Raw genomic sequence first — 23,029 nt, 5'->3', positions numbered from 1 at the left:
AAAACTTGATTGCAAGGTGAATCAAACAGATGTGAATCAACATAGGGCAATGCCGCAAAGCAATGAACCCAGCTATTACTCTACGCTAGGGCTGCATCCCTCAGCATCAGTCATCGATATTCGTCGCGCTTATCGGGAACTGAGTAAACGCTATCATCCCGATAGCACAGAATTACCTGCTGCTGTCGCCACCCCAAAATTTCAGCAAATTAACGAAGCCTACGCCACCCTGAGTAATCCCGAAAGGCGTTTAAATTATGACATCAAGATAGGTTATTCTCGGTTTGGGGTGATTCAAGCACCGCCTGATTTGCACCATCCTGTCTCTTCTGCTTATGATTACTCAAAATCAGCTTACTTGGATGCCAGTGATGGGCTACGCCCCACCGGAGGTGATCGCCCCCTCTCATCTGGCGAAATTTTTGCTTTATTTATTTTAGCTGTGACTTTGGTAGGTTGTTTACTGCTAGCGATCGCCATCGGCCTAACTCGTGGTGATCAAGCTTTACAAACCCAGGTACCACAACCAACAGTTACACTACAACAACCGATTTCTTCTGTGGGGAGAGGTGACAGGTTACAGGTAAAGTAACTAATGACTAATAACTAATAAACAATTTTGAATTTTTATGTCTATACTTCCCTCAGATACGCCCTTATACAGTCATCCTCTGCCACAAATTGAGCAGTGGTTAAAAGAGCAAGGCTGTCAACAAGATGATACACAACTACATTGCTGGCGCATACAACGACCTAGTTGGCAAGCTGAACTCTGGCTGGATATCGAGCAAATTATCGTGCGATATATCCAAGGTGGGGAAAATGGACAAGATATCCAACGCGCCTTCAAATATTCCCTGAGTCGAGAAGATGTCGAACAAGCCGTGTTTTCTGGCCCTTAGCAGTGCTGAGTGCTGTTAGCGGTAGCGGGGCGTTTAGCCCGTGCTGAGTGCTGAGTGCTGAGTGGGAATATAGGTCAACAAACTACCCTGTCACCTGTCACCTGTCACCTGTCACCTGTCACCTGTCACCTGTCACCCGTCTCTAAACCTTGCCAAATCGTCGCTCCCTTTGCTGATAAGCACACAAGGCGCGGTGAAATTCAGTGCGGTCAAAATCTGGCCAGAGGGTATCAGTAATGTAAATTTCTCCATAGGCCATTTGCCAGAGGAGGAAATTGGAGAGGCGCATTTCTCCACTAGTGCGGATGAGCAAATCTGGGTCGGAAATTCCGGCTGTGTATAGGTGGCGTTCAAATACTTCTTCAGAGATTTCATCAGGTTGGAGGAGACCTTGCTGGACTTTTTGGGCGATCGCCCGGCAAGCTTGTAAAATCTCCTGTCGTCCGCCGTAGTTAGTCGCCACAGAAAACCGGATAGCGCGATTATGCTTGGTTTCTTCCATTGAACGGGAAATTTCCGCTTGTAGCGATCGCGGCAAAGCTGCTAAATTTCCCACAAACTGAATTTGGACATTTTCCTCGACCATTTCCCTCAACTCTTGACGTAACACTCTCTGAAACAGCGTCATTAAGAAATCTACTTCTTCTTGGGGTCTTTTCCAGTTTTCTGTGGAAAAGGCATAAGCCGTTAATGCTTGAATCCCCCAATCTTTACAACAACGCAGCAAATCCTTGAGGGCATCAACTCCGCGCTTATGACCCATAATTCGCGGTAGACCTTGACGTTTAGCCCATCGACCATTGCCATCCATAATTACTGCAACGTGTTTGGGCAGTAGTTCTCGTTTCAAATCCAGGGGCAATTCTTGCAGTTCAGTTTGTTGTATTGTCATTTTTTGTCTTGAGAAGCGGTCGAGGGTAATCCAAGTAAACGTGAAGCTAGTTTTAGTGCCTTACTACCAATCTGAAGACCCAAGCTTAACAAACCAGGAGCTACCGCTTCCCGATCTACAGTTGGGGACAATCGAGCCTCTAAAGACTCTTTGAGCTTCCTAATCGTCAATGGCCTATTTAGAGTTCCCCGTTCTGCGAGGGAAATAGAACCAGTTTCTTCTGATACAACGACACAAATACAATTTTCGACGCGCTCAGTAATTCCCATCGCCGCCCTGTGGCGTGTACCCAATTGGCGCGAGGCTGTGCGTCCCGAAAGCGGTAAGATTATACCCGAAGATACAATCCGTGAACCACGGATTAATGTTGCGCCATCGTGCAGCAGGGTCTTCGGTTGAAAAATCGTGTGTATCAGTTCTTTGGAAACATCCGCATTGAGTTTGACACCAGGTACAGAAAAATCCCGTTCGTCAATGGGGCCAGTTGTTTCCAAAATTAGTAAAGCTCCAATTCGGTTTTTAGAGAGTTCTTTAACCGCTTCCACAATTTCATCTATTACACTATCAGACTTAGGAATAGTCAGATTAGATGGTTGAAACAATTGCCGGAATTCACCTCGTCCCAATTGTTCTAAAAATCGGCGGAACTCTGACTGGAGAGCAACTGCCATTGCTACAGCACAGCCAATTACTAACTTTTCTAGGACAAAATTTAAGAGTGGTAGACCAAACCTACCGCTTAGTGCTGAGGCTAGCATTAAGACAATGAAACCCCGCACCATCCACAGTGTGCGACGCTCACTAATAATAACTAGTATCATGTAAGTCAACGCCAGCACCAATACAATATCCAGAGTCCCCAGCAGCAAAGACTGAGACCATCCTAGGTTTGCCAGCCATTGCTTCCACCAATCTCTCATGACATCTGGATTACTCTTAATACTTTTAGTTAATAGTCAGTAATTAATAGTTATTAGTTATTAGTTATTAACGCATGAACTTTCATGCACTGTTTCCCCTTTGTTTTCTTCTGGTTGGGACATTTTGTTTTGCTTGCTTCTCCAGAATAATCAAAGAAATTCTAGTTTAAAGCCAGTGATTCAGGAAAAAATCCCAGAAACCCTGGACTTAAATAACGACTAATAACTAATAACTAATGACTAACTCTTCAATCTTTCGGGTAAGCAATCTTGTCGAATTAAATCTTGATAAGTTTCGCGTTGCAAAATTAAGTTTGCTTCGCCATTGGCCACTACAACTGCTGCCGGTCTGGGTAAACGGTTATAGTTGGAGGCCATACTGTAATTGTACGCACCAGTTCCCATAACTACGAGAATATCCCCAGGTTCAGTTTTTGGCAGTTGGGCATTTTTGATTAAAATATCCCCTGATTCGCAATGTTTACCCGCAATTGTGACGGTTTCTGTCATAGGCGCAGACAATTTGTTGGCAACGACGGCGCGATAAACTGACTGGTAGGTAATGGGACGGGGATTATCAGACATACCCCCATCTATGGCGACGTAGGTACGAATTTCCGGTATTGTTTTAGATGAACCGATAGTGTAAGCAGTAACACAGGCTGGAGCAATGAGCGATCGCCCTGGTTCTGAGAGTAACTTTGGTAGAGGTAGATTTTCGACTGCACAAGCTGCCTGCACAACTTCACAAATCGCCTTTACCCACTCATCAATGCTTGGTGGATCATCTGATTCTACATATTTAATGCCCAAACCGCCACCAACATTTAATTCGGTGATATTTAAACCGTATTTAACCGCATCTCTTAACCACTGCACCATCACAGCCGCTAAATCCTGATGGGGTTGACGCTCAAAAATTTGCGAACCAATATGAGCGTGTAAGCCTACACAATTTAAATTTGGTTGTTGGCTGACGAACTCAAACACCTCATTTAAATCGTTGGGATCAAAGCCAAACTTACTGTCTAGGTGTCCTGTGCGGATATATTCGTGAGTATGACATTCAATCCCTGGTGTCAGTCGCAACATGATCCGCACTGGTGGTATAGACATTGCCTGCAACATCTCCACCAAAGTATGTAATTCATACCAGTTATCTACAACAATCGTGATCCCAGACTCAATGGCGAAATTTAGTTCTTCACGGGATTTATTATTACCGTGGAGGTAAATTTTTTCAGGACTAATCCCAGCAGCTAGAGCTGTATAAAGTTCACCGCCAGAGACAACATCAATTCCTAACCCTTCCGAGGCGATAATCGCACCGACAGCCAGACAATTCCAGGCTTTAGAAGCATAGATTACCTGAGATTCGCCTTGATAGTATTTTTGAAAGCTATCTCGATATTGTTGGCAGGCTGTTCTGAGGGTTTCCTCATCTAAAATATACAAAGGTGAGCCAAACTGCTGAACTAGGGTTGTGACATCACACCCACCGATTTCCAAGCAACCATCACTATTAACTGTGGCTGTTAGGGGTAAAAGTTCTTGGTTGGGGGAAGTATTTGTATTTATGCTCTGGCTTTGAGGTAAATACTGCGTTCCAGCATATTGAACCTCAGCAGGGTGAGTCGATACCATATTTATATAGATTGTCCTTGTTTAAATTATGGGCGTGAGTAAGTCTCCCGATCCCAGTTTACAAAGGGTTTGTCTTCTTATCCCAATAAAAGTGATCTTATCTTCTAACTTAAAACTCAAATCATTGACCTCAGAGGATCTAAGTGCAATTTTAGAACTAGATCAAGCCTGTTTTGGTGGACTTTGGACGCTGGAGGGCTACCAAAGAGAACTGGATAGTCCTAACAGTGATTTACTGGGAATATTTGCCCCGCACTCCAGCAAAACCTTGCTGGGTATGGGGTGCTTCTGGTCGATTTTAGAGGAAGCTCACATTACAATTGTGGCAGTTCATCCCCAATATCAACGTCAGGGCTTGGGACAGGCTTTAATTTATGCTTTGCTGAAAACAGCTAGCGATCGCAATTTAGAACGAGCTACCCTGGAAGTCCGCGCTTCTAATGAAGCAGCAATCTCTTTATACCAAAAATTTGGGTTCAAAACAGCAGGCCGGAGACGGCGTTATTACCAAGACAACGGTGAAGATGCCTTGATTCTTTGGCTTTCGGATTTGCAATACCCCTCATTTACAGAAAAATTGCTGCACTGGCACAATATGATTGAGACTCAGTTGGAAAAATCGGCTTGGCAGTTAATTTGATATCAGCCAATATCCTGGGGAGAAATCAACTATGGTGGCGCGCCCCAGAAAAATTAATTAAAACGCTCTACTGACTTTTTATTTCTTTACTTTTAACTTGTGACTTAATTCTAACCAGGGCTTTCACTAAGTATTTATTCCTACTTTTGGGGTGGTTTTGAGTGCAACAATCACCCAAAAAATAAAAAAAATGCCGAAATCTATATAAATTAATGGTTTCATCTATCCACTTCTGGCTGGAACACCTTAGAATGATTCATTGAAAAGTCGAGCCGATGGGATTTACAGACATTTTGAGTAGAAATACTCCCTAAGGACGATTTTTGTGTTCTGTAAAACAGAGATTTAAGTAAAGATGCTACACAGTGCATCTAGAAAAAATCTCAACTAAAAATTAAGGAGTTCCAAATGAACAAGGGTGAATTGGTTGATGCCGTATCTGAAAAGGCTAGTGTGACTAAGAAGCAAGCTGATGCTGTCTTAACTGCTGCTTTGGAAACAATTATTGAAGCTGTTTCCTCTGGCGATAAGGTGACACTGGTAGGTTTTGGCTCTTTTGAATCACGGGAACGCAAGGCTCGTGAAGGTCGTAACCCCAAAACTAACGAAAAGATGGAAATTCCCGCGACTAGAGTTCCTGCTTTCTCTGCTGGTAAGCTATTTAGAGAAAGAGTTGCGCCCCCAAAAGCGCAGGCGTAACTGTTAGGAATTTTGATTTGATGCGGCAACCGGCTCATGGGGGAAATTTAGCTTGGGCAGCAGCACTGGCTGGCTGTCCAGCTGATGCTATTGTAGATTTTTCTGCGAGTATCAGCCCCTTAGGCCCACCCAAAAGTGCGATCGCTGCTATTCAATCGCAAATGGGTAATCTCAGGCACTATCCAGACCCAGATTACAGTGACCTGAGATTAGCCCTGGGTGACTTCCATCAACTGCCACCAGAGTGGATTCTGCCGGGCAACGGTTCAGCAGAATTACTGACTTTGGCAGGTAGAGAATTAGCAGAATTGGCCGCAACCTTGTTAATCACTCCAGCTTTTGGCGACTACTACCGCACTCTGGCGGCGTACAACGCTAAAGTTCTGGAGTTTTCCCTTCTTAGTGCTGAGGAACGAGTGCTGTTAGCTGTAGCGCGGCGTTTAGCCGGTTATGAGTTAAAGCAATTACTCAGCACTCAGCACCGGCTACCGCTAACAGCACCCTTCACTGACTGCGCTCTCTTACTGAATAATCCCCACAACCCGACAGGTAAACTATTCTCAAGGGAGGCGATTTTACCTTACTTGGAAGAGTTTGCTTTGGTGTTGGTGGATGAGGCTTTTATGGATTTTGTGCCTCCTGATGAGGAACAAAGCCTGATTTCGCTGGTGCAGGAGTATCCCAACTTGGTAGTGTTGCGATCGCTAACGAAATTTTACAGTCTTCCTGGCCTGAGAATGGGATATGCGATCGCTCACCCTGACCGCCTCCGCAAATGGCAGTTATGGCGTGACCCCTGGCCTGTGAACACCTTGGCAGCAGCAGCGGCCGTTGCGTGTCTCCAGGATACGGAATTTCAAGCACAAACTTGGCAATGGCTACCGCCGACACGTCAGCAACTGTTTGAAGGTTTAGCCGCCATCCCTGGATTACAACCCCAACCCAGTGCTGCTAACTTTTTACTGGTGGAGACACAACAATCGAGTATGCAGTTACAGCAACAATTACTCCAGCATCACCAGATTTTAATCCGCGATTGTCTCAGTTTTAAAGAATTAGGCGATCACTTTTTCCGCGTAGCCGTCCGTTCTAAGTCTGACAACGAACATCTGTTAACGGCGTTACACTTAGTGCTGAGTGAGGGAGTGCTGAGTCCTGAGTTGTGAGTGCTGAGTTGTGAGTTGTGTTAGCGGTAGCGGGGCGTTTAGTTCGTGCTGAGTAAGTAATTATTGAATTTTTAATTTTTAATTGGAGCAAAGCGACTTGAGTAATGACTACGATATTGTAATTATTGGCGGTAGTCTGGCTGGACGCTATGCAGCTTTATTTGCTACGAAACTCAAAGCTAAAGTTGCTTTATTAGAATCTAGAGTAGACCACGGATTAATTTATCATCAGGCTATGGGCAAAATTGCTAACCTTGCTCAGTCTGGAGATGATTTTGCTGGTTTTGGTATTCACGCCACAAATACTGCTAATGCCAAAAAATACCCAATTTCTGTGAATTGGACAGACGCAATGCTGTACGCTCATGGTGTTGTGTCTAATATCCAAGAACAGACCTCTCCGGCTGTATTAGCTGCGGCGGGGGTTGATGTGATTTTTGGTAGTGGTCAATTTTCAACGTCTCCTGATTTGGCATTTGCTGTGAATCAACGCTTACTGCGGGGACGCACTTATTTACTGGCTAGTGGTTCTCGCCCTGCCATTCCAGAGATTGAGGGGTTACAAGCCACTGGCTATTTAACCCTAGCTAATATTTGGCAGGCTTTTAAAGCAGCTACACCGCCCCAGGATTGGGTAATTTTGGGTGGTGTTCCCCAAAGTATTGAAGTTGCTCAAACTCTTGTCAAACTGGGTTGTAGTGTGAATTTGGTGGTTAAGTATCCTTACCTGTTATCGTCTGTTGACCCAGAAATTTCCCAGCTGCTACAGGCGCAGTTAGAAGCTGATGGTGTACGTATTTTCACAGAGAAAGGAGTGACTCAAGTCAGGCGAATTGATGGTAAAAAATGGATTCAAGTTGGAGATAAAGCCATTGAGGTTGATGAAATTTTAGTCGCGACAGAACAACAACCAAATATTGAATCATTAAATTTAGCAGATGCAGGTGTGAAATTGCATCAGCAGCGTTTATTAATTAATGAAAAATTGCAAACTACTAACCACCGAATTTATGCTTGTGGGGACGTAATTGGTGGCTATGATTTTGCTAATATCTCTCAATATGAAGCGAGAATTGCTATAAAAAATGCTCTATTTTTACCTAGATTGAAAGTTAATTACTGTAACATACCCTGGGCAATATTTTCTCAGCCAACGCTGACACGAGTAGGTTTAACACAAGCGCAAGCACAACGCCGATTTGAACGCAAAGAAATTTTAGTTTTGCGACACTATTATAAATCAGTAACAGCAGCCCAAATAGAAAATCAAATCACAGGTGTTTGTAAATTAATTGTGTTACGCAACGGCGAAATTTTAGGAGCTACGATATTAGGAACATCTGCTAGAGAATTAATTAATCTAATTGCTTTAGCAATGGCTCAAAAAATCCGCGTCAAGCATTTAGCAGATTTATCTCCTATTTATCCCAGCTTTGCAGAAATTTTAGAGCAAACAGCCACTGAATGGAGTAACCAGAAATTACATAGTAATATAGCGTGGCAAGAGTGGTTAGAAGGGTTCTTTTATTTTCGGCGCAATTGGAATCTGTAAACTACCCACACTTTACCGTCAGGTCAGTGTGGGCTTTTATTAGCCCTGAACTATCTATACTGAGAATCACTCCAGCTTAACTAACTACACCTCAACAGCAGACCTTTCCACCTTTTGTCTTTGTCTAGTTGCAATTAACCACTTACCGCCAGAAGGTGCTAAAGTTACCCCTCGACGAACAGGTTTAACTGGATAATTCTCTACTAATTTTAAATCGACTTGAGATAATACCGTCGCCAACAATAACTTCATTTCAAACAGCGCAAAAGCCATACCTAAACAACGCCGATTACTACCACCAAAAGGTAGATATTCATACAGTGAATATTGCTTTTCTAAAAACCTCTCTGGCTGGAATTGTTCAGGTTGGGGATATAAATCTGGACGGCGATGAATTGCATAAATACAGCCGACTAACATTGTTCCCGGCTCAAATTGATGACCCATAATTTCTATAGGTGACTTGACAATGCGCGGGATGGTAATCATACCGATGGGATAAATGCGGAGTGTCTCTTGACATACAGCCGTCAAATAAGGAAGGCGAGTGATTTCATTCAAATCTGCATTGTTAAAACTATCTAACTCAGCTAGAAGTTTTGCTCGCACTGGCGGTAGATGATGAATCCAATATAATGCCCATGTTAAGGCTGAGGCTGTAGTTTCATGACCGGCGACGAGTAGAGTCATTAATTCATCACGTAACTCTGCGTTGGTCATGGCTTCACCATTTTCATCACTAGCTGACATCATTAAGGAGAGGATATCGCTACGGGATGAGTCTGGATTATCTCTGCGCTCTTTGATTTCCGCATAAAGTAGTTGGTCAATTTCTTGTCTTTGACGCAGGAAATTACCCCAAGGACTCCAGCGACCTAAATCTATCCGTAATGCAGGGAAAAACGATAATGAAGAACGTAAGGAAGAAGATGTTAACTCCAAGATAGAACACAAGCCTTTTTGCAACTGTGTATAACGTTCGCCTTCATGTAAACCAAACACTGCTTGCAAAATTACCCGTAGTGTAATTTCCTGCATGGAATCACGCACAGAAAAAGGTGTGTCAATTTGCCAATTACTGATCACATCTTTGGTAATTTTAGTAATTATATCACCGTAGACTTTCATGCGATCGCCATGAAAAGGAGGCGTTAATAATTTTCGCTGGCGTTGATGAGTTGCACCCGATAGTAGTAATAAAGAATTATCCCCTAATAATGGTTGTAAAAGTTGGGCTGTAGCTCTAGAATCTAACTTCTCTAAATGAGTGGTAAAAATCTCCTGGACTGCTTGGGGATGGCTTAAAAATACTATTGGCTGTTTGTTAGTTAGCCATAGTGTAAAAAAATCACCATGAGCTTTGGTAGCTGCTTCCATTAGCTGCAATGGGTTGTAAATCCACTGCAACAGCTGCATAAATTTTGGCATTTTGGGACTATCGGGAAGTTGCATGACCAATGCTCCTCTTCACACTATTCATCCTAGGCTAGCAAAAGTAGAAGAAATTGGAAAATTTTTCATAAAATCTATCTATAGATATTTTATACAAACAGGCGATCGCAACTAAACTGTCGAAGCAAACTTTAATTTTTTATACATATTTACATGGTAGATATTTACATTCTTGACCTACTGATTATTGGTCTACTGTTACTAGTAGTAACACTAGGTTCAGGTTGGATTACACGCTTACCACTTTCTTTCGCATTGATATATCTATTGATGGGTATGTTTTTAGGTTCTGAAGGCTTAGGAATGATCCCACTGAGAGAAAATAATGTATTTAATGCCAAAGTTTTGGAAAGATTAACAGAATTTGTCGTCATCATCTCTGTATTTAGCTGCGGCTTAAAAATCATTCATCCTATGCGCTTACGAGTATGGAATATCACAGCGCGGCTGATTGGTTTCTTAATGCCGATTTCTATCTTGGGATTGGCAATTGTTGGGCGATTATTTTTAGGGATGAATTGGGGAGAAGGGATATTATTAGGAGCAATTCTTGCACCCACTGACCCCGTATTAGCTTCAGAAGTACAACTAACAGATACTAACGATAGAGATGAGTTACGCTTTGGTTTAACCTCTGAAGGAGGCTTGAATGATGCTTTGGCTTTTCCCTTTGTTTATTTTGGGATTTATGCCATTCAAGATAATAATTGGCATAACTGGTTGAAAGATTGGTTAGTGATTGATTTAATTTGGGCTATTACCGCCGCTATTGTGATGGGTTTTCTAGTAGCTAAAGTTATAGTTTTGGTTGACCAAAAAATTCAAAAAAAGCGTTCTGCTGATGCCCTGATGGAAGATTTTATTGCTATTAGTGCAATTTTGATCACCTATTCTTTAACGGAAATCATCAATGGCTATGGATTTTTGGCGGTATTTGTAGCTGGCTTGATTATCCAAGATAGTTATAGAAATCCTGACAAGCCAATGGCACAATTAGAATTTATTGAACGACTAGAACGATTATTGGAAGTAGGGACAATTTTACTATTGGGGTCAATATTATTATGGCAACCAATGCTTAATTATGCCTCTCAATCTGTAATAGTTATAGTCTTCTTATTTTTAGTTATTCGACCTGTAGGTTCTTGGATTAGTACAATTGGTCAACGTCCTTTACGCTCCCATCGCCGTAGTTTTCACCCTGCAACCCGGTTGCTATTTGGTTGGTTTGGTATTCGTGGCGTAGGCTCTTTATATTATCTTGCCTATGCGTTTAGTCATGGACTAAAAGGAGAAGTTATTGAACAGATTTCTTGGATAACTTACACTACCATTGTAGCGTCTGTAGTTCTACATGGTATTTCTGCTACGCCCTTAATGAATTGGTATGAACATCAGGTAGCGACAAAAATATCAGTTTCTCACACTACCATGAGCGAATTAGAAGATAATTCTCAAAATTAGATATTCCCCTTAATACAGAATCTGTACAGTCATGATTTATTTACTTTTGAATTTTTATCGGCTTACGGATAGCACTCTGCCATTTAATAGTTTGCTTGGCAGAACGTTCTCCCAAGGAACGAGTTGCGACAACTTCAATATCCACGTTGACACCAGGACGTAAATTTTCTCTGTTGATTTTCAATTTACCCAAAGCTAAGATAAAACGGTTGTAATCGCGGGTGATAAGCTCGGCGGGGATGTCTCCTTCGTATTGAGTTTGGTAGTCAAAGAACCCAGAATTATTATCCTTTACCCGGAATTTAACGCGAAATTGCGTCTCAATTACATCAGACTTAGCTGCTAAATCCACTATTTTTAAATTGAGGTTTTCACCTGCATCGGCAAATTCTGATACTGCTAACCTGGTGACATCTTTTTTCAAAATGGCATGATTAACGGTAAACTTCGTCAAGTCAGCCTCGCTACTACTGCTACCCTCAACCCAAACATCTTCAGGAAAATTCACTTCTACTTGCTTGCTATCATTTAAACTTACTGTCACCGCTTGATTGCCAAAGCTAGTAATGGGTTGTCTTTCTCGCCAAATTAATTGAAAAGCGGTTTCTAAACGTTGCTCAAATTCTCGATACTCATCAGCAATTATAGAACCAGGAGCTAGTAGAGATGCCGCACCCTGGCGGAGATTCCACTTATGTTTTGAGAGGTTTAGCTGTTTACTTGCAAGTTCAGATATTGGTAGGCTGATACTGGGTGATTCTTCTGGCAAGGTTTGCTGACTGTTAACAATACTCAAAATACCTAACTTGCCTTTTTTCCCGTCGCTACCAGCACTACCAGCACTTCCGTCTCTGCCGTTGTAACATCTATAGCGTTTCTTTGTACATTTATAATTATCCGTACCAGGAGTTCCTGTACAGGTTTCTATTTCCCAACTGCGCCGCCGACACCGACAACCAGCTACGCCACGCCCACCCCGTCCCCCACGTCCACTGTCACCAGGGTTTGCACGCACGAGGATTTTTTGTAAATCTACCAAATTTGTATAATAAACGGTGAGATTACCGCCGTTTCCGCCGTCTCCTCCTCTCCCACCATTCCCACCATTAACACCATGAGGTGCTGTAATATCTCGGTTGGGATTGCGTTCTTGGTGAGGACAGCGCGACCGAGAACCGCTTCTTCCATCTTCCCCATCTTCCCCATCTTGGCCTGATAGGTCAAGATTGACGGCTGAACCATTAGCTAAAACAGTTTGGTTTTCACCGTCACGTCCCTTTCTACCCTGTTGCCCACTAATACCGTTGTAACTACTTTTACCATAATCCTCGTATCGCTCATCAGCTACGGCTGGGCAGAAAATTGAGCCGGAAGCAGGTAACAAGCTGCTAAATAGGCAGAATGTTAATAGTAGTAGCTTACTCCTCAAACCTTTTTGCATTGGGGGAAATCTCAGGGGTTTTAATGAAAAAGACGTTGATATTTACGAATTTGCTCCCAATTTATACTTTACTAGAAGAACCCCGACTTCTTGAAGAAATCGGGGTTCTGGTTTTGTAGCTATACTTTGATAACTTAACGCGCTGCGCCTTGGGCAGTAACAGCGTCAATGGGTTTCATCAAGTACAGTTTGAGTAAATGCCAACCACTGGAGATGAATAGTGGTAGCTTCTGGAAGAATTGCAGGAATTTAGGAGAGTTAGAGTTAGCGATCGCACTCAATTTTTCGCTATTCTGGATACAAATATCCAAACGTTCGTAAAACTCTGGGTTATCTACATCTAGAATCACTGGGAAGACTCTACCTGCTGTTTCGTTGGTCTGCTTAATGACATGGATGTCGTATTCCCGTGCATCTAAACCAAGGGTGGCGTAGAAATCTTTACGTTGAATATCGTTGAGATACATCGTGGCAAACACTGACAACAGGAAGAAGCGACTCCACAGTTTCGCCTTCCAATCATTCAGCATTTGGGGCTGAGATTTCATGATCGCATCAAAGAAATCACCATGACGGTTTTCATCCTGACACCAGTTTTCAAAGAACCGGAAAATCGGATAAATTCTGTCTTCAGGATGTGCTTCTAAGTGGCGATAAATGGTGATATAACGCCAGTAACCAATCTTTTCTGAAAGATAGGTAGCGTAGAAAATAAATTTTGGTTTAAAGAAGGTGTAATTGCGGCTCTTTGTTAAAAACCCTAAGTCCAGAGACAGGTTAAAGTCAGACATCGCTTTGTTCAAAAAGCCTGCATGACGTGCTTCATCCCGTGACATCAGGTTAAAACACTCTGCCAAAACAGGGCTTTTATCCTTCAAACGGCGACCGAGTTCTTTGTAAAGCAAAAAGCCGGAGAATTCTGCCGTACAAGACCGTTCGAGAAATTCCACGAACAAGCGGCGAGTATCCCCGTCAATGTGATCCCAGGATTGTTCAAACTCGGCATCCCGAACGAAGTGATGGCGGTTATAGTCTGTGCGGAATTCTTCCAGAATGGCTAGTAACTCGTCTTCGTTGACGGAGATATCCATCCGCGCCATCTCATCAAAGTCAGTGGTGTAAAACCGGGGTGTTAATAGAGTTTCTTTTGCCGGGACTTTAATCCCCGGACGGATTTCTTCAAAGCCTGGCTTTTTTAGGGAATCTACCATGTCCAAATTGCTCTTTTGTCTTGATTATCTTTGAGTACACCCAACAAAAGCAAAATTTATGCTCTCACAAGGCGCAGCAGCCGACAATAATTAATTTGTATAAATTTCAGTCTACCAAGGTGTAGAGGTAAACTGGTAGGGAAAACGTTAAGAGTTGCAACAATAGTTCAAGATTTACCGAATTAAGTAGTCAGTATGGGGCATAGAGACTAAGGGAGACCAGGAAAAGAAACACTATCGACTACTGACTATTATTTAATTGTTAAAATTTTTAGAAAAGCTATAAAAGCAACAGGCCAATCAATGAGTAATCATTTGAATAAGCTGCAACTAGGCTGGGAGCGATTGCAAAAAGCAGATCATGACCCAGAATTATTGGGTTACGCGCTGGTCAGTTTTCATGGCGCGTTGGAAGATTATTTTCGTTACTGGTTGGCTAATAACAATTCCCTTGATTTAGCGCAACGAGAAAGGGTGCAAAACCTGCAACAAGTCCAATGGAAGGAGTTGCTTGACCTGATGCAACAGTATCGCGGTTTGAGCGCAGATGACTGTCGTCGCATCCTCAACGCTAACAGGCTACGTCAAGAAGTTGCTCACGGTAATCGCTTTCAAGGTACACGCGCTGATGTGGAAGTCTATGGACAATTTGTACAACAACTGATTTCTGCTCCTGCGTCTGATGGTTACGCACGACCCAATACACACCAGAGTGGTTCAGAAATATCTCAAGTATTTGATACATTGACAACTGAGGTTAATCGTTTAGATCGTCAGATTAATCCTACAGGTAATAATCGGTTGCCTATTTCTTATATCTTGTGTGGGTTAGGTTTTGTCTTCCCGATAGGAGGCTTACACCGTTTATATAATGGCAAAGTTGGTACAGGCTTGTTGTGGTTGTGTACTTTTGGATTATTTTATGTCGGGCAGTTTGTCGATTTGTTTCTCCTACCTGGAATGGTGGAAGAATATAAACAAAATTTACGCGCTCAAGCTGGTGTCTCTTCCTTTGGTGTACCACTAAATCAACCAGTAGTTGCTTCCCAAGTTCATCCCCCCAAAGGGAATGAATTGATGATTAGACTCATTGAGGTGGCGGAAAGTAGAGGTGGTAGTTTGACTGTAACTCAAGGTGTGAAAGCTACGGGTGCTAGCTTTGCGGCAGTCGAAACTGCTCTGAAAGAAATGTTTAAATCAGGTTATGTAAAGATAGACAACGACCCCGTTTCTGGGGCCGTCACCTACTATTTCCACGAACTTAACTAATTTCTCCCTAGCCACTTCTGACCGTTTAAGCGATACACTAAACGAGTTACCAACAATTCCAGTGTAATTTTACGCTCATCGATTAAGAATGATTCCAGGGTGCTGGGCTTTCTGCCTTCGTTGCAAGAAAAGCCTTTTTTCCCTTGGATATTTTCATCGGGGAAGTAGACGTTAAACTGACGCTGGCCGTTTTGCCAACTACCAATAACTTGCCAGCATTCTTCGGCTGATTGAAAGCCAGCAATGGGGAGCTTTTGTTTGGCAAAAGATAATTGTATATCTTCTACTCCTTCTGCTGCGATCGCTTTTTGCAACGCCGGTAAGTAATCTTGCTCCATAAACTCGACAAAAGGCTTGTCTTCTACGGCTGGGGCTTTTTCTTTCTTGGCGGCGGCGGGTTTAGCGGCTGCGGGTTTTTCTTCCAGGGTAGCAGCATTGGGGTTAGTTTTTGGATTAGCTGCTTTGGGGTCTGGCGCATTGGCAGTAGGAATATCTGTCGCTACTGGTTCGCTGGTGCTGGGAGCGTTTGCTTCTGCGACAGTGGGGGACTTTTGGTCAACAGTGCTGGGAACTACCTCTCCCGCTTGATTTTGATTGGTTTCGTCTGCCATTACTCAGGTCAATCCTTTATCTAGCTTTTCGAGCGTCGCTCACCTTTAAGTAGTAAGTTATCTTCATTTTGGCATAGTAGAGATAGTCAGACTAATTCGTAATTTGTAATTCGTAATTTTAATCTCAGTACGTTTAGTTATTAATGAATAATACTTAATTGTCCAAATTTTTGCTGTTTTGGATAGATAATTTTGAATTGATTGGTACTATTTATTGAGTGATTTATTATTTTTAATGTTTTATTTTACCTCGATTTGTTCAATCTACCTCAATCGTGACTTTATTCAGCACAGTTGACAATCAAATGAGTTAAGGCATCAATCAGGCGATCGCTTTCCATTGGCATAATATCTTTACCGTGCATAATCTCTTGGGTGATGACAAAATGCACTAATGAACCAATCAAAATCCTCGCAGTGGCTTCTGGATCTGGGATTTTGAGTTCTGCACGAGATGCTAGGTATTTACTAATTGTTTCTATCGCTGGTTTGGCAATGCTCCCAATAAAAACCTGCGCTAACTCTGGAAACCGCGCCGACTCCCCCATCAACAGACGCTCAAATGATTGATATTCTGGGTCATTTACCATCTGATCTAAGGCGGTTTTTGCTAACCGTCGCAGCACTATATAAGGTTCTCCCAGCAAAGGTTGTGTTCCCAAAATCGACTGAAACCGCTTTCTGGCTAATTTCTCGATTAAGGCTTTAAAGAGTCCTTCCTTATCTTGAAAGTGGCTGTAAACCGTGGCTTTGGAAACTCCCGCCGCCTCTGCTACTTTATCCATACTCGTAGCAGCATAACCATTTGCTAAAAATTGCTGCATCGCTCCTTGCAGAATTTTCTCGACTTTATCGGTAGAATTTGAGCGTTCTGCGTCCCCAGTTTTTGGGCGTACCATGTTTGAATAATTCCTTTTTGGTGGTGGTAGCGGCTCTTAGAGGGAATCGCTTGACTAAACTAGTCAGTTTAGTATAATCACATTATAAGACTACACAGTTTAGTTTTGTATATCTCAGTTCAGATATTGAACAGGCGTTGAACATATAAGAGTAGCTGTATTAGTTATCAGGGAAAGGTGATAGGTGATAGGTTACAGGTTACAGGTGACTAAGTGGGGATTCATATTTTTACTCTCTACTCTCCACTCAGTACGCTGCTCAAAGTCCCGCTACTGCACTCAGCACCGGCTAAACGCCGCGCTACCGCTAACAGCACTCACTACTCACTACTCACTACTCAGCACTCACTACTCAGCACTCACTACTCACCACTCTTCATAAAAATTCGATTTGAGACAGCAAATTGGGAATTGCTACAAAGGTATGCGATTGTGCAAAATTCAAAGCTAGACCGTTCAATTTCTCCTCAATCGATTTTACGTCCAGCCATTTTTTTAGCAATTTTTGTGTCTTTTGCAGTTATAGGAATCAGTGTTTATACAACATTAAAAATAAGGGAAGCATCTAATCAAAAGGTACAAGCATCAACCACATTATTACCAGAGCTAAAAACAGTAACTGCTTTAGGACGAATTGAACCCAAGGGGAAAGTTATTCAACTCTCCGCGACTACATCTAGTGAAGGAAGTCGAGTAGAGCAACTTTTAGTAAGAGAGGGGGATAGAGTAAAAGCCGGACAGGTAATTGCAATTTTAGATAGCCGAGATAAATTAGAAGCTGCATTAAAAGAAACCCAGGAACAGGTAAAAGTCGCGCAAGCCAACCTCAACCGCACCAAAGCTGGAGCAAAAAGGGGAGAAGTTGTTGCTCAACAAGCTATCATAGACCGTCTGCGAGCCGAAGGGAAAGGGGACATAGCTGCTCAGACCGCTACTGTAGCGCGATTACAAGCTGAAGTACAAAATGCCGAGATAGAAAATCAACGTTATCAAACACTGTATCAGCAAGGGGCAATTTCTGCTTCCCAGAGTGATAGCCAGCGATTGCACTTAGAAACCGCCCAGAAAAACCTACAAGAAGGCCAAGCACAGTTACAGCGTCTGCAAATTAGCAGCCAGCAAAAACTTCAAGAAGCCAAAGCAACCTTAGAGCAAATTACCGAAGTGCGGGGTGTCGATGTGGTAGCAGCCCAAGCTGAAGTCAATCGTGCCTTAGCAGCAGTAAATCAAGCCCAAGTTAATCTTACCCAAGCTTACGTGCGATCGCCCCAAGATGGACAAGTATTTGAAATTCATAGTCGCCCTGGGGAATTAGTCTCCAATAATGGCATTGCTGAAATTGGCCAGACTAACCAAATGTACGTCATCGCCGAAGTTTACGAAAGTGACATCAGCAGAGTCAAACCAGGCCAGCAAGTGCGAGTCATTGGTGAATATCTACCCATAGAAATGCAGGGAATAGTTGAACGCAAGGGCTTACAGATACGGCGGCAAAACGTAGTTAATACAGACCCTACCAGCAATATTGACAACCGAGTTGTAGAAGTCCAAATCCGCCTCAATTCTGCCTCTAGTCAAAAAGCTGCCGATTTAACGAATATGCAAGTCAAAGCGGTAATTGAGTTGTAAGGCAGAAGGTAGACGAAGGAGAATTTTTTACCTAGTTCCCAGTCAACAGTCAACAGTCAACAAAATGATGTTTCAACAACTGCGACGGCGGACACCTTTAGGCTGGCTGCAATTAAGTCATGAAAAAAGTCGGCTGTTAGTAGCATTGTCAGGTATTGCCTTTGCGGACTTACTGATGTTTATGCAGTTGGGATTTCAAGCGGCATTGTACGACAGTAACACTCAACTACATCGCAGTTTGCAAGCAGATATTATTGTCATCGGTTCGCAAACCCGTAACCTGCAACGCATCTCTACTTTTTCTCGACGGCGACTATATCAAGCAATGGATGTACCAGGGATAAAATCAGCCGAAGCTATGTATGTGAGTAACATGGTGTGGAAGAATCCCCAAACCCGCCGTGATACAGAGATTTTAGTTATTGGGATTAATCCTAATAAGCCTGCTGTTAATTTCCCTGAAGTTAACGCCAAACTCTCAGAAATTAAGTTACCAGATACAGTTTTATTCGACCGTGCAGCTAGAGGAGATTATCAAGAAACTATCGCCAAATTAGAACAAGGCCAAACCGTTAAGACAGAATTAGAACGGCGCACAATTGCCATTACTGGTTTATTTAAATTAGGAGCTTCCTTTGGGGCTGATGGTACGCTAATTACTAGCGATCAGAATTTCTTGCGCTTCTTTCCTCGTCAACAGGCTTCTAGTGTCAGTTTGGGTTTAATTCAGTTACAGCCAGGGGTAAATAGCCAACAAGTAAAAGACGCATTACAAGCACGTTTATCACGAGATGTCAAGGTGCTGACCCATCAAGAATTTATTGAATTTGAAAATAACTTTTGGCGCACCAACTCCCCAATAGGATTCATTTTTAGCATTGGGGTATCAATGGGCTTTGTAGTTGGTGTGATTATTGTCTATCAAGTCTTATCTACAGATGTTAATACTCACCTGAGAGAATACGCCACCTTCAAAGCTATAGGATATCGCCATTACTACTTGCTAGGTGTGATATTTGAAGAGGCTGTAATTTTAGCATTATTAGGCTTTGTCCCAGGGTTAGCTGTATCTTTAGGACTTTACCAATTAACCCGTAGTGCTACTAACTTACCCATCTACATGACTCTGATCCGAGCATTGCAGGTATTGATACTAACTATGATTATGTGTGCAATTTCCGGTGCGATCGCCACACGTAAACTCCAAGCCGCCGACCCCGCAGATATGTTTTAGACAAGGAAGCCAAGGTAGATTTTTCTTAGCACTCAGCACTCAGCACTCAGCACGGGCTAAACGCCCCGCTACCGCTAACAGCACTCAGCACTCCCTAACCATGTTCACAGTCATTTCTATTCGGAATCTTGACCACTACTTTGGTCAGGGTTCACTACGTAAGCAAGTTTTATTGAATATCAACTTAGAAATTAACAAAGGTGAAATTGTGATTTTGACTGGGCCTTCTGGTTCTGGTAAAACTACATTACTGACCTTAGTTGGTGGATTACGTTCTGCTCAGTCTGGGAGTTTACGAGTGTTGGGTAGAGAACTCTGTGGTGCAGATGCGGAAAAATTAGTGCAGGCGCGACGCAATAACGGCTATATTTTTCAATCCGATAACTTACACGGCAGTTTAACAGCACTCCAAAATGTCAAAATTGGTTTAGAGTTGCACCAGCAAATTGAACTGGAAGATATACAAACTCGTGCAGTGCAGATTTTAGAGCAAGTAGGGTTAGGAAGTCGCCTACATTATTATCCCAGACAACTATCTGGAGGGCAAAAACAACGAGTGGCGATCGCTCGTGCTTTAGTCAGCCATCCCCAAATTGTCTTAGCAGATGAACCCACCGCCGCCTTAGATAGCCAGTCAGGTAGAGATGTCGTTAACCTCATGCAAAAACTCGCCAAAGAACAAGGCTGTACCATCTTAATGGTGACTCATGACAACCGCATTCTCGATATCGCCGATCGCACAGTACACATGGAAGACGGCAAATTAGTCAATGGAACTCTAGCCAAAACTAGCTAATATTGCATATTTTCCGCCCCTCTGCGTTTAAAATTCCCCCACATCTTCACATACTCGTCGTAGTTTTGTAATATTCCTGCCATAACTCTCTGCCATATTTGATAATGTATTTGGTTACAAAATGCTTTTTTTGGGTTACAAGGTAGGTTCTTCCTGCCTTTTTTTATGGGCAAATTCCGAAATAGGATTTTCTGAAGAGGAGGTATAAATTACTGACATATTAAAATCCTATGGATGATACCAATTTCCTTCGGTTATTCGGTTCTATCTTCGCTGGTATTGGCAGTATATTTGCTGTTATTGGCATAATAATTGGATTAAATACTCGTTCCTTTGTCGCCACCTCTGTAAAAACATCAGGAACAGTCACTGATTTGATACGACGTTCAAAAGTCTATTACCCAGTAGTAAAATTTACCCCATCGTCTGGCGACCCTACAACATTTGAAGCTAACTCAGGGAGTAACCCACCAGCATTTAAAAAGGATCAGCAAGTAGAAGTGCTATATCATCCTCAAGAGCCAAATTCTGCCAGGATTAGTTCCTGGCTAGATTTATGGTTTTTACCTGTGATGTTTACTGCTATGGGGTCACTTTTTGTCTTGATTGGAGGAATTGCATTAATCAACTCGTTTCCTCAATTATTGAGACTATGGCGTGATAAGTGAGTTGTGAGTGCTGAGTAATGAGTGCTGTTAGCGGTAGCGCGGCGTTTAGTCAGTGCTGAGTTGTGAGTGCTTTTAAATACCGTGACTCTTGCCAATTACCCAGTGACGACGGAAAAATCGGGATAAAGCCGACTCATCTAATGATAAATAAATCGGGCGACCGTGGGGACAGGTGCGGGGGTTGCGAGTGCGTTGCCAATCATCTAGTAACTTCTGCATTTCTGGTAAACTCATCGGTGTACCGTTACGGATGGCACTACGACAGGCGACGGCTACTTGGGCTGTTTCTAAGTCTCCTCCCCAACTCAGTTCTAAAATTGCGTCAGCGCAATCTTCTCGTTGCTGTAAGATGGCCGGAAGGTTACGCACTGCCCAAATTTGTTCACCAAAGGGTTCAATATCTAAACCGATGCGTTGCAATTGGGCAAGTTGCGCTGGTGATAATTGATAAAGAATGATTGACGGTTCGACAGGAAGAAGTTGCCAGTTATCACACAATTGTTCATACAAAACTCGTTCATGGGCAATGTGTTGTTCTACTAACCACATTCCCCCAGGATGTTCAGCGACGATGTAGGTATTGCTGACTTGGGCGACAGCTTTTAAGGAGTGCTGAGTGCTGAGTGGGGAGTGCTGAGTTGGGGGTGTTGAGTTTTGAGGGTTGACGTTGTAATTGCCTTTTTCTTCTGCGGTTTTGAGTAGTTGACTGACTCTGGTTGTGTGGACGGATTCTTTGATATTTGCAGCACTAATACGCAGTGCTTGGTTAATGGCTTGGGTGATTTGTTCTTGCCAATAAGTTAACTCGTTGAGGTAAATTTCGGTTTTGGCTGGGTTGCGATTCCAGTTAATTTGGTCGGGGGAAATGACAAGATGGAGAAAACAAATCGGATAGCGATCGCGTGGTAATGTTCTGTGAAATGCTCCTAATATTGTCTGTTCTAATTCCGGTGATTTGACTATCCTCCCGTTAATCGCTACCCTCACCCAGTCGGGACGATGGCGATGACATCTATCGGGTAAGCCTACTACTAGGGTGAGTGTTGAGTGCTGAGTGTTGAGTGCTGAGTGCTGAGTGGGTAGTGGGGAGTGCTGAGTGCTGAGTGCTGAGTGGGGAGTGGGGAGTGCTGAGTGAGGAGTGGTGAGTGGTGAGTTTTCTGGGTTGGGGATTTCTAGTGTTAATTCTTGTAAGTCGCCTTGTCGCACTTGTGATAATAGTTGGGGTATGAGTTGCCCTACTGTAGAAGCTGGAGAGATGGTGAACCATGCTCGGTCATTTTGTGACACTTGCCAAGTAACTTGAGGATGACAAAGGGCGATGTTGTAAATTGTGGCTTGGACAGCTTTCATTTGCTGTGCTGTTGGCGGTAAACCATGACGACGCGCCACGCAATTGGCAAATAAATTGGAGACTGTCACTACTGTACCAGGAGCAATCGCTGTCGCCTCAACCTGAATAGCTTTTCCCCCATCACCATAGACAACCCGCCATCCTACATTCCCATTGCTAGAACGGCTGAAAATCTCCAAATCTGCCAGCGTTGTTAAACTGTGTAACGCTTCACCCCGAAATCCCAGACTGTGAATTTTCCACAAGTCGTCACTAGAATGAATTTTACTAGTGCTGTGAGTTGCTGCGGCTTGTTGCAAATCATCCAAGTCCATACCGCAACCATTATCTGTCACCCGGATACGCCACTGCTGCGGCCATAGTGCAACTACAATTCTCGTCGCACCAGCATCTAAGGAATTTTCCACCAATTCCCGCACCACAGCAGCGAAACAGTCGATGACTTCACCTGCTGTAATTAGATATACGACTTCTTGAGGTAAAGCTTGAATAGTAGATGGCATTTGGGGAACTGAGGACAAATCAAGTCAAAAGTCAAAATTAATTAAATAACTCCTGGGGATTAGGGACTGGGGATAGTAGTAGGGTA

General features: G+C 43.0%; 21 protein-coding genes. 12 read left to right on the top strand and 9 right to left on the bottom strand.

Features of this window, described 5'->3' with window-relative positions; genetic code table 11:
- Positions 1-49 precede the first annotated feature (49 nt).
- Together VB693_RS05750 and VB693_RS05745 are read left to right on the top strand one after the other, a co-directional pair.
- Positions 50-592 (top strand): J domain-containing protein, encoded by a 543-nt coding sequence (locus tag VB693_RS05750; protein ID WP_323265494.1) that lies wholly within the window; start codon positions 50-52, stop codon positions 590-592.
- 37 nt (positions 593-629) lie between these two features.
- Positions 630-902 carry a DUF3143 domain-containing protein gene (locus tag VB693_RS05745; protein WP_323265416.1) on the top strand — a complete coding sequence of 91 codons (273 nt, stop codon included), beginning with the start codon at positions 630-632 and terminating at the stop codon, positions 900-902.
- A gap of 142 nt (positions 903-1,044) precedes the next feature.
- Here VB693_RS05745 and VB693_RS05740 read toward each other — a convergent pair whose 3' ends face one another.
- The 3 genes from VB693_RS05740 to lysA all read right to left on the bottom strand — a co-directional run bounded on the left by VB693_RS05740 (position 1,045) and on the right by lysA (position 4,358).
- Positions 1,045-1,794, bottom strand: coding sequence for an isoprenyl transferase (locus tag VB693_RS05740; protein ID WP_190699744.1), 750 nt, complete (start codon positions 1,792-1,794; stop codon positions 1,045-1,047).
- Positions 1,791-2,714, bottom strand: coding sequence for a diadenylate cyclase CdaA (gene cdaA, locus VB693_RS05735; RefSeq protein ID WP_190699741.1), 924 nt, complete (start codon positions 2,712-2,714; stop codon positions 1,791-1,793). Before cdaA ends, VB693_RS05740 begins: the two co-directional genes overlap by 4 nt.
- Before the next feature lie 240 nt (positions 2,715-2,954).
- Entirely contained in the window at positions 2,955-4,358 is a 1,404-nt protein-coding gene (gene lysA, locus VB693_RS05730) for a diaminopimelate decarboxylase (protein ID WP_323265415.1), read from the bottom strand.
- A 94-nt stretch (positions 4,359-4,452) separates the two neighbouring features.
- Between lysA and rimI the strand changes: the two genes are divergently transcribed.
- The 4 genes from rimI (at position 4,453) to VB693_RS05710 (ending at position 8,415) form a co-directional block, all read left to right on the top strand.
- Positions 4,453-4,998, top strand: coding sequence for a ribosomal protein S18-alanine N-acetyltransferase (gene rimI, locus VB693_RS05725; RefSeq protein WP_323265493.1), 546 nt, complete (start codon positions 4,453-4,455; stop codon positions 4,996-4,998).
- Between the two features lie 408 nt (positions 4,999-5,406).
- A complete protein-coding gene (locus tag VB693_RS05720) occupies positions 5,407-5,697 on the top strand; it encodes an HU family DNA-binding protein (RefSeq protein WP_190699735.1) in 291 nt (96 codons plus the stop codon).
- Positions 5,698-5,717: 20 nt separating this feature from the next.
- Entirely contained in the window at positions 5,718-6,863 is a 1,146-nt protein-coding gene (gene cobD / locus VB693_RS05715) for a threonine-phosphate decarboxylase CobD (protein WP_323265414.1), read from the top strand.
- A 97-nt stretch (positions 6,864-6,960) separates the two neighbouring features.
- Complete coding sequence (locus VB693_RS05710; RefSeq protein WP_323265413.1) at positions 6,961-8,415, top strand: NAD(P)/FAD-dependent oxidoreductase; 1,455 nt, start codon at positions 6,961-6,963, stop codon at positions 8,413-8,415.
- Between the two features lie 84 nt (positions 8,416-8,499).
- Here VB693_RS05710 and VB693_RS05705 read toward each other — a convergent pair whose 3' ends face one another.
- A complete protein-coding gene (locus VB693_RS05705; protein WP_323265412.1) occupies positions 8,500-9,867 on the bottom strand; it encodes a cytochrome P450 in 1,368 nt (455 codons plus the stop codon).
- Between the two features lie 153 nt (positions 9,868-10,020).
- Here VB693_RS05705 and VB693_RS05700 point away from each other — a divergent pair, with 153 nt between their 5' ends.
- Positions 10,021-11,331 (top strand): sodium:proton antiporter, encoded by a 1,311-nt coding sequence (locus VB693_RS05700; protein WP_323265411.1) that lies wholly within the window; start codon positions 10,021-10,023, stop codon positions 11,329-11,331.
- Positions 11,332-11,371: 40 nt separating this feature from the next.
- On the opposite strand, the gene VB693_RS05695 is transcribed toward VB693_RS05700, so the two are convergent.
- Both VB693_RS05695 and acsF read right to left on the bottom strand, forming a co-directional pair.
- Positions 11,372-12,772: a collagen-like protein gene (locus tag VB693_RS05695; protein ID WP_323265410.1), complete on the bottom strand. Its 1,401-nt coding sequence runs from the start codon at positions 12,770-12,772 to the stop codon at positions 11,372-11,374.
- Positions 12,773-12,906: 134 nt separating this feature from the next.
- Positions 12,907-13,983 carry a magnesium-protoporphyrin IX monomethyl ester (oxidative) cyclase gene (acsF, locus tag VB693_RS05690; RefSeq protein ID WP_323265409.1) on the bottom strand — a complete coding sequence of 359 codons (1,077 nt, stop codon included), beginning with the start codon at positions 13,981-13,983 and terminating at the stop codon, positions 12,907-12,909.
- A 777-nt stretch (positions 13,984-14,760) separates the two neighbouring features.
- Between acsF and VB693_RS05685 the strand changes: the two genes are divergently transcribed.
- Positions 14,761-15,252, top strand: coding sequence for a TM2 domain-containing protein (locus VB693_RS05685; protein WP_323265492.1), 492 nt, complete (start codon positions 14,761-14,763; stop codon positions 15,250-15,252).
- Here the strand turns inward: VB693_RS05685 and VB693_RS05680 are convergent.
- Both VB693_RS05680 and VB693_RS05675 read right to left on the bottom strand, forming a co-directional pair.
- Positions 15,249-15,863 (bottom strand): DUF2996 domain-containing protein, encoded by a 615-nt coding sequence (locus VB693_RS05680; protein ID WP_323265408.1) that lies wholly within the window; start codon positions 15,861-15,863, stop codon positions 15,249-15,251. The genes VB693_RS05685 and VB693_RS05680 overlap by 4 nt on opposite strands.
- Before the next feature lie 281 nt (positions 15,864-16,144).
- Entirely contained in the window at positions 16,145-16,762 is a 618-nt protein-coding gene (locus VB693_RS05675) for a TetR/AcrR family transcriptional regulator (protein WP_323265407.1), read from the bottom strand.
- 432 nt (positions 16,763-17,194) lie between these two features.
- Here VB693_RS05675 and VB693_RS05670 point away from each other — a divergent pair, with 432 nt between their 5' ends.
- From VB693_RS05670 to VB693_RS05655, 4 genes are all read left to right on the top strand, one after another.
- The gene (locus VB693_RS05670) at positions 17,195-18,391 is read left to right on the top strand and encodes an ABC exporter membrane fusion protein (protein WP_323265491.1); all 1,197 of its coding nucleotides are present in this window, start codon (positions 17,195-17,197) and stop codon (positions 18,389-18,391) included.
- A gap of 67 nt (positions 18,392-18,458) precedes the next feature.
- Entirely contained in the window at positions 18,459-19,625 is a 1,167-nt protein-coding gene (gene devC, locus VB693_RS05665; RefSeq protein WP_323265490.1) for an ABC transporter permease DevC, read from the top strand.
- Positions 19,626-19,725: 100 nt separating this feature from the next.
- Positions 19,726-20,421, top strand: coding sequence for a DevA family ABC transporter ATP-binding protein (locus VB693_RS05660; protein ID WP_323265489.1), 696 nt, complete (start codon positions 19,726-19,728; stop codon positions 20,419-20,421).
- A gap of 230 nt (positions 20,422-20,651) precedes the next feature.
- Positions 20,652-21,089 carry a DUF3592 domain-containing protein gene (locus tag VB693_RS05655; RefSeq protein ID WP_323265406.1) on the top strand — a complete coding sequence of 146 codons (438 nt, stop codon included), beginning with the start codon at positions 20,652-20,654 and terminating at the stop codon, positions 21,087-21,089.
- Positions 21,090-21,161: 72 nt separating this feature from the next.
- On the opposite strand, the gene mutL is transcribed toward VB693_RS05655, so the two are convergent.
- The gene (gene mutL / locus VB693_RS05650; RefSeq protein ID WP_323265405.1) at positions 21,162-22,943 is read right to left on the bottom strand and encodes a DNA mismatch repair endonuclease MutL; all 1,782 of its coding nucleotides are present in this window, start codon (positions 22,941-22,943) and stop codon (positions 21,162-21,164) included.
- Positions 22,944-23,029 lie beyond the last annotated feature (86 nt).

Source organism: Anabaena sp. UHCC 0399 (genome assembly GCF_034931465.1).
GTDB lineage: Bacteria > Cyanobacteriota > Cyanobacteriia > Cyanobacteriales > Nostocaceae > Trichormus > Trichormus minutissimus.
This window is presented reverse-complemented; position numbering and strand designations above follow the sequence as displayed.

Bases quoted from the DNA above. Each gene is read 5' to 3' on its own strand.
- VB693_RS05750 (WP_323265494.1), top strand. From the start codon at position 50: ATGCCGCAAAGCAATGAACCCAGCTATTACTCTACGCTAGGGCTGCAT.
- VB693_RS05745 (WP_323265416.1), top strand. From the start codon at position 630: ATGTCTATACTTCCCTCAGATACGCCCTTATACAGTCATCCTCTGCCA.
- VB693_RS05740 (WP_190699744.1), bottom strand. From the start codon at position 1,794: ATGACAATACAACAAACTGAACTGCAAGAATTGCCCCTGGATTTGAAA.
- cdaA (WP_190699741.1), bottom strand. From the start codon at position 2,714: ATGAGAGATTGGTGGAAGCAATGGCTGGCAAACCTAGGATGGTCTCAG.
- lysA (WP_323265415.1), bottom strand. From the start codon at position 4,358: ATGGTATCGACTCACCCTGCTGAGGTTCAATATGCTGGAACGCAGTAT.
- VB693_RS05720 (WP_190699735.1), top strand. From the start codon at position 5,407: ATGAACAAGGGTGAATTGGTTGATGCCGTATCTGAAAAGGCTAGTGTG.
- cobD (WP_323265414.1), top strand. From the start codon at position 5,718: ATGCGGCAACCGGCTCATGGGGGAAATTTAGCTTGGGCAGCAGCACTG.
- VB693_RS05705 (WP_323265412.1), bottom strand. From the start codon at position 9,867: ATGCAACTTCCCGATAGTCCCAAAATGCCAAAATTTATGCAGCTGTTG.
- VB693_RS05700 (WP_323265411.1), top strand. From the start codon at position 10,021: ATGGTAGATATTTACATTCTTGACCTACTGATTATTGGTCTACTGTTA.
- VB693_RS05695 (WP_323265410.1), bottom strand. From the start codon at position 12,772: ATGCAAAAAGGTTTGAGGAGTAAGCTACTACTATTAACATTCTGCCTA.
- acsF (WP_323265409.1), bottom strand. From the start codon at position 13,983: ATGGTAGATTCCCTAAAAAAGCCAGGCTTTGAAGAAATCCGTCCGGGG.
- VB693_RS05680 (WP_323265408.1), bottom strand. From the start codon at position 15,863: ATGGCAGACGAAACCAATCAAAATCAAGCGGGAGAGGTAGTTCCCAGC.
- VB693_RS05675 (WP_323265407.1), bottom strand. From the start codon at position 16,762: ATGGTACGCCCAAAAACTGGGGACGCAGAACGCTCAAATTCTACCGAT.
- devC (WP_323265490.1), top strand. From the start codon at position 18,459: ATGTTTCAACAACTGCGACGGCGGACACCTTTAGGCTGGCTGCAATTA.
- VB693_RS05660 (WP_323265489.1), top strand. From the start codon at position 19,726: ATGTTCACAGTCATTTCTATTCGGAATCTTGACCACTACTTTGGTCAG.
- VB693_RS05655 (WP_323265406.1), top strand. From the start codon at position 20,652: ATGGATGATACCAATTTCCTTCGGTTATTCGGTTCTATCTTCGCTGGT.
- mutL (WP_323265405.1), bottom strand. From the start codon at position 22,943: ATGCCATCTACTATTCAAGCTTTACCTCAAGAAGTCGTATATCTAATT.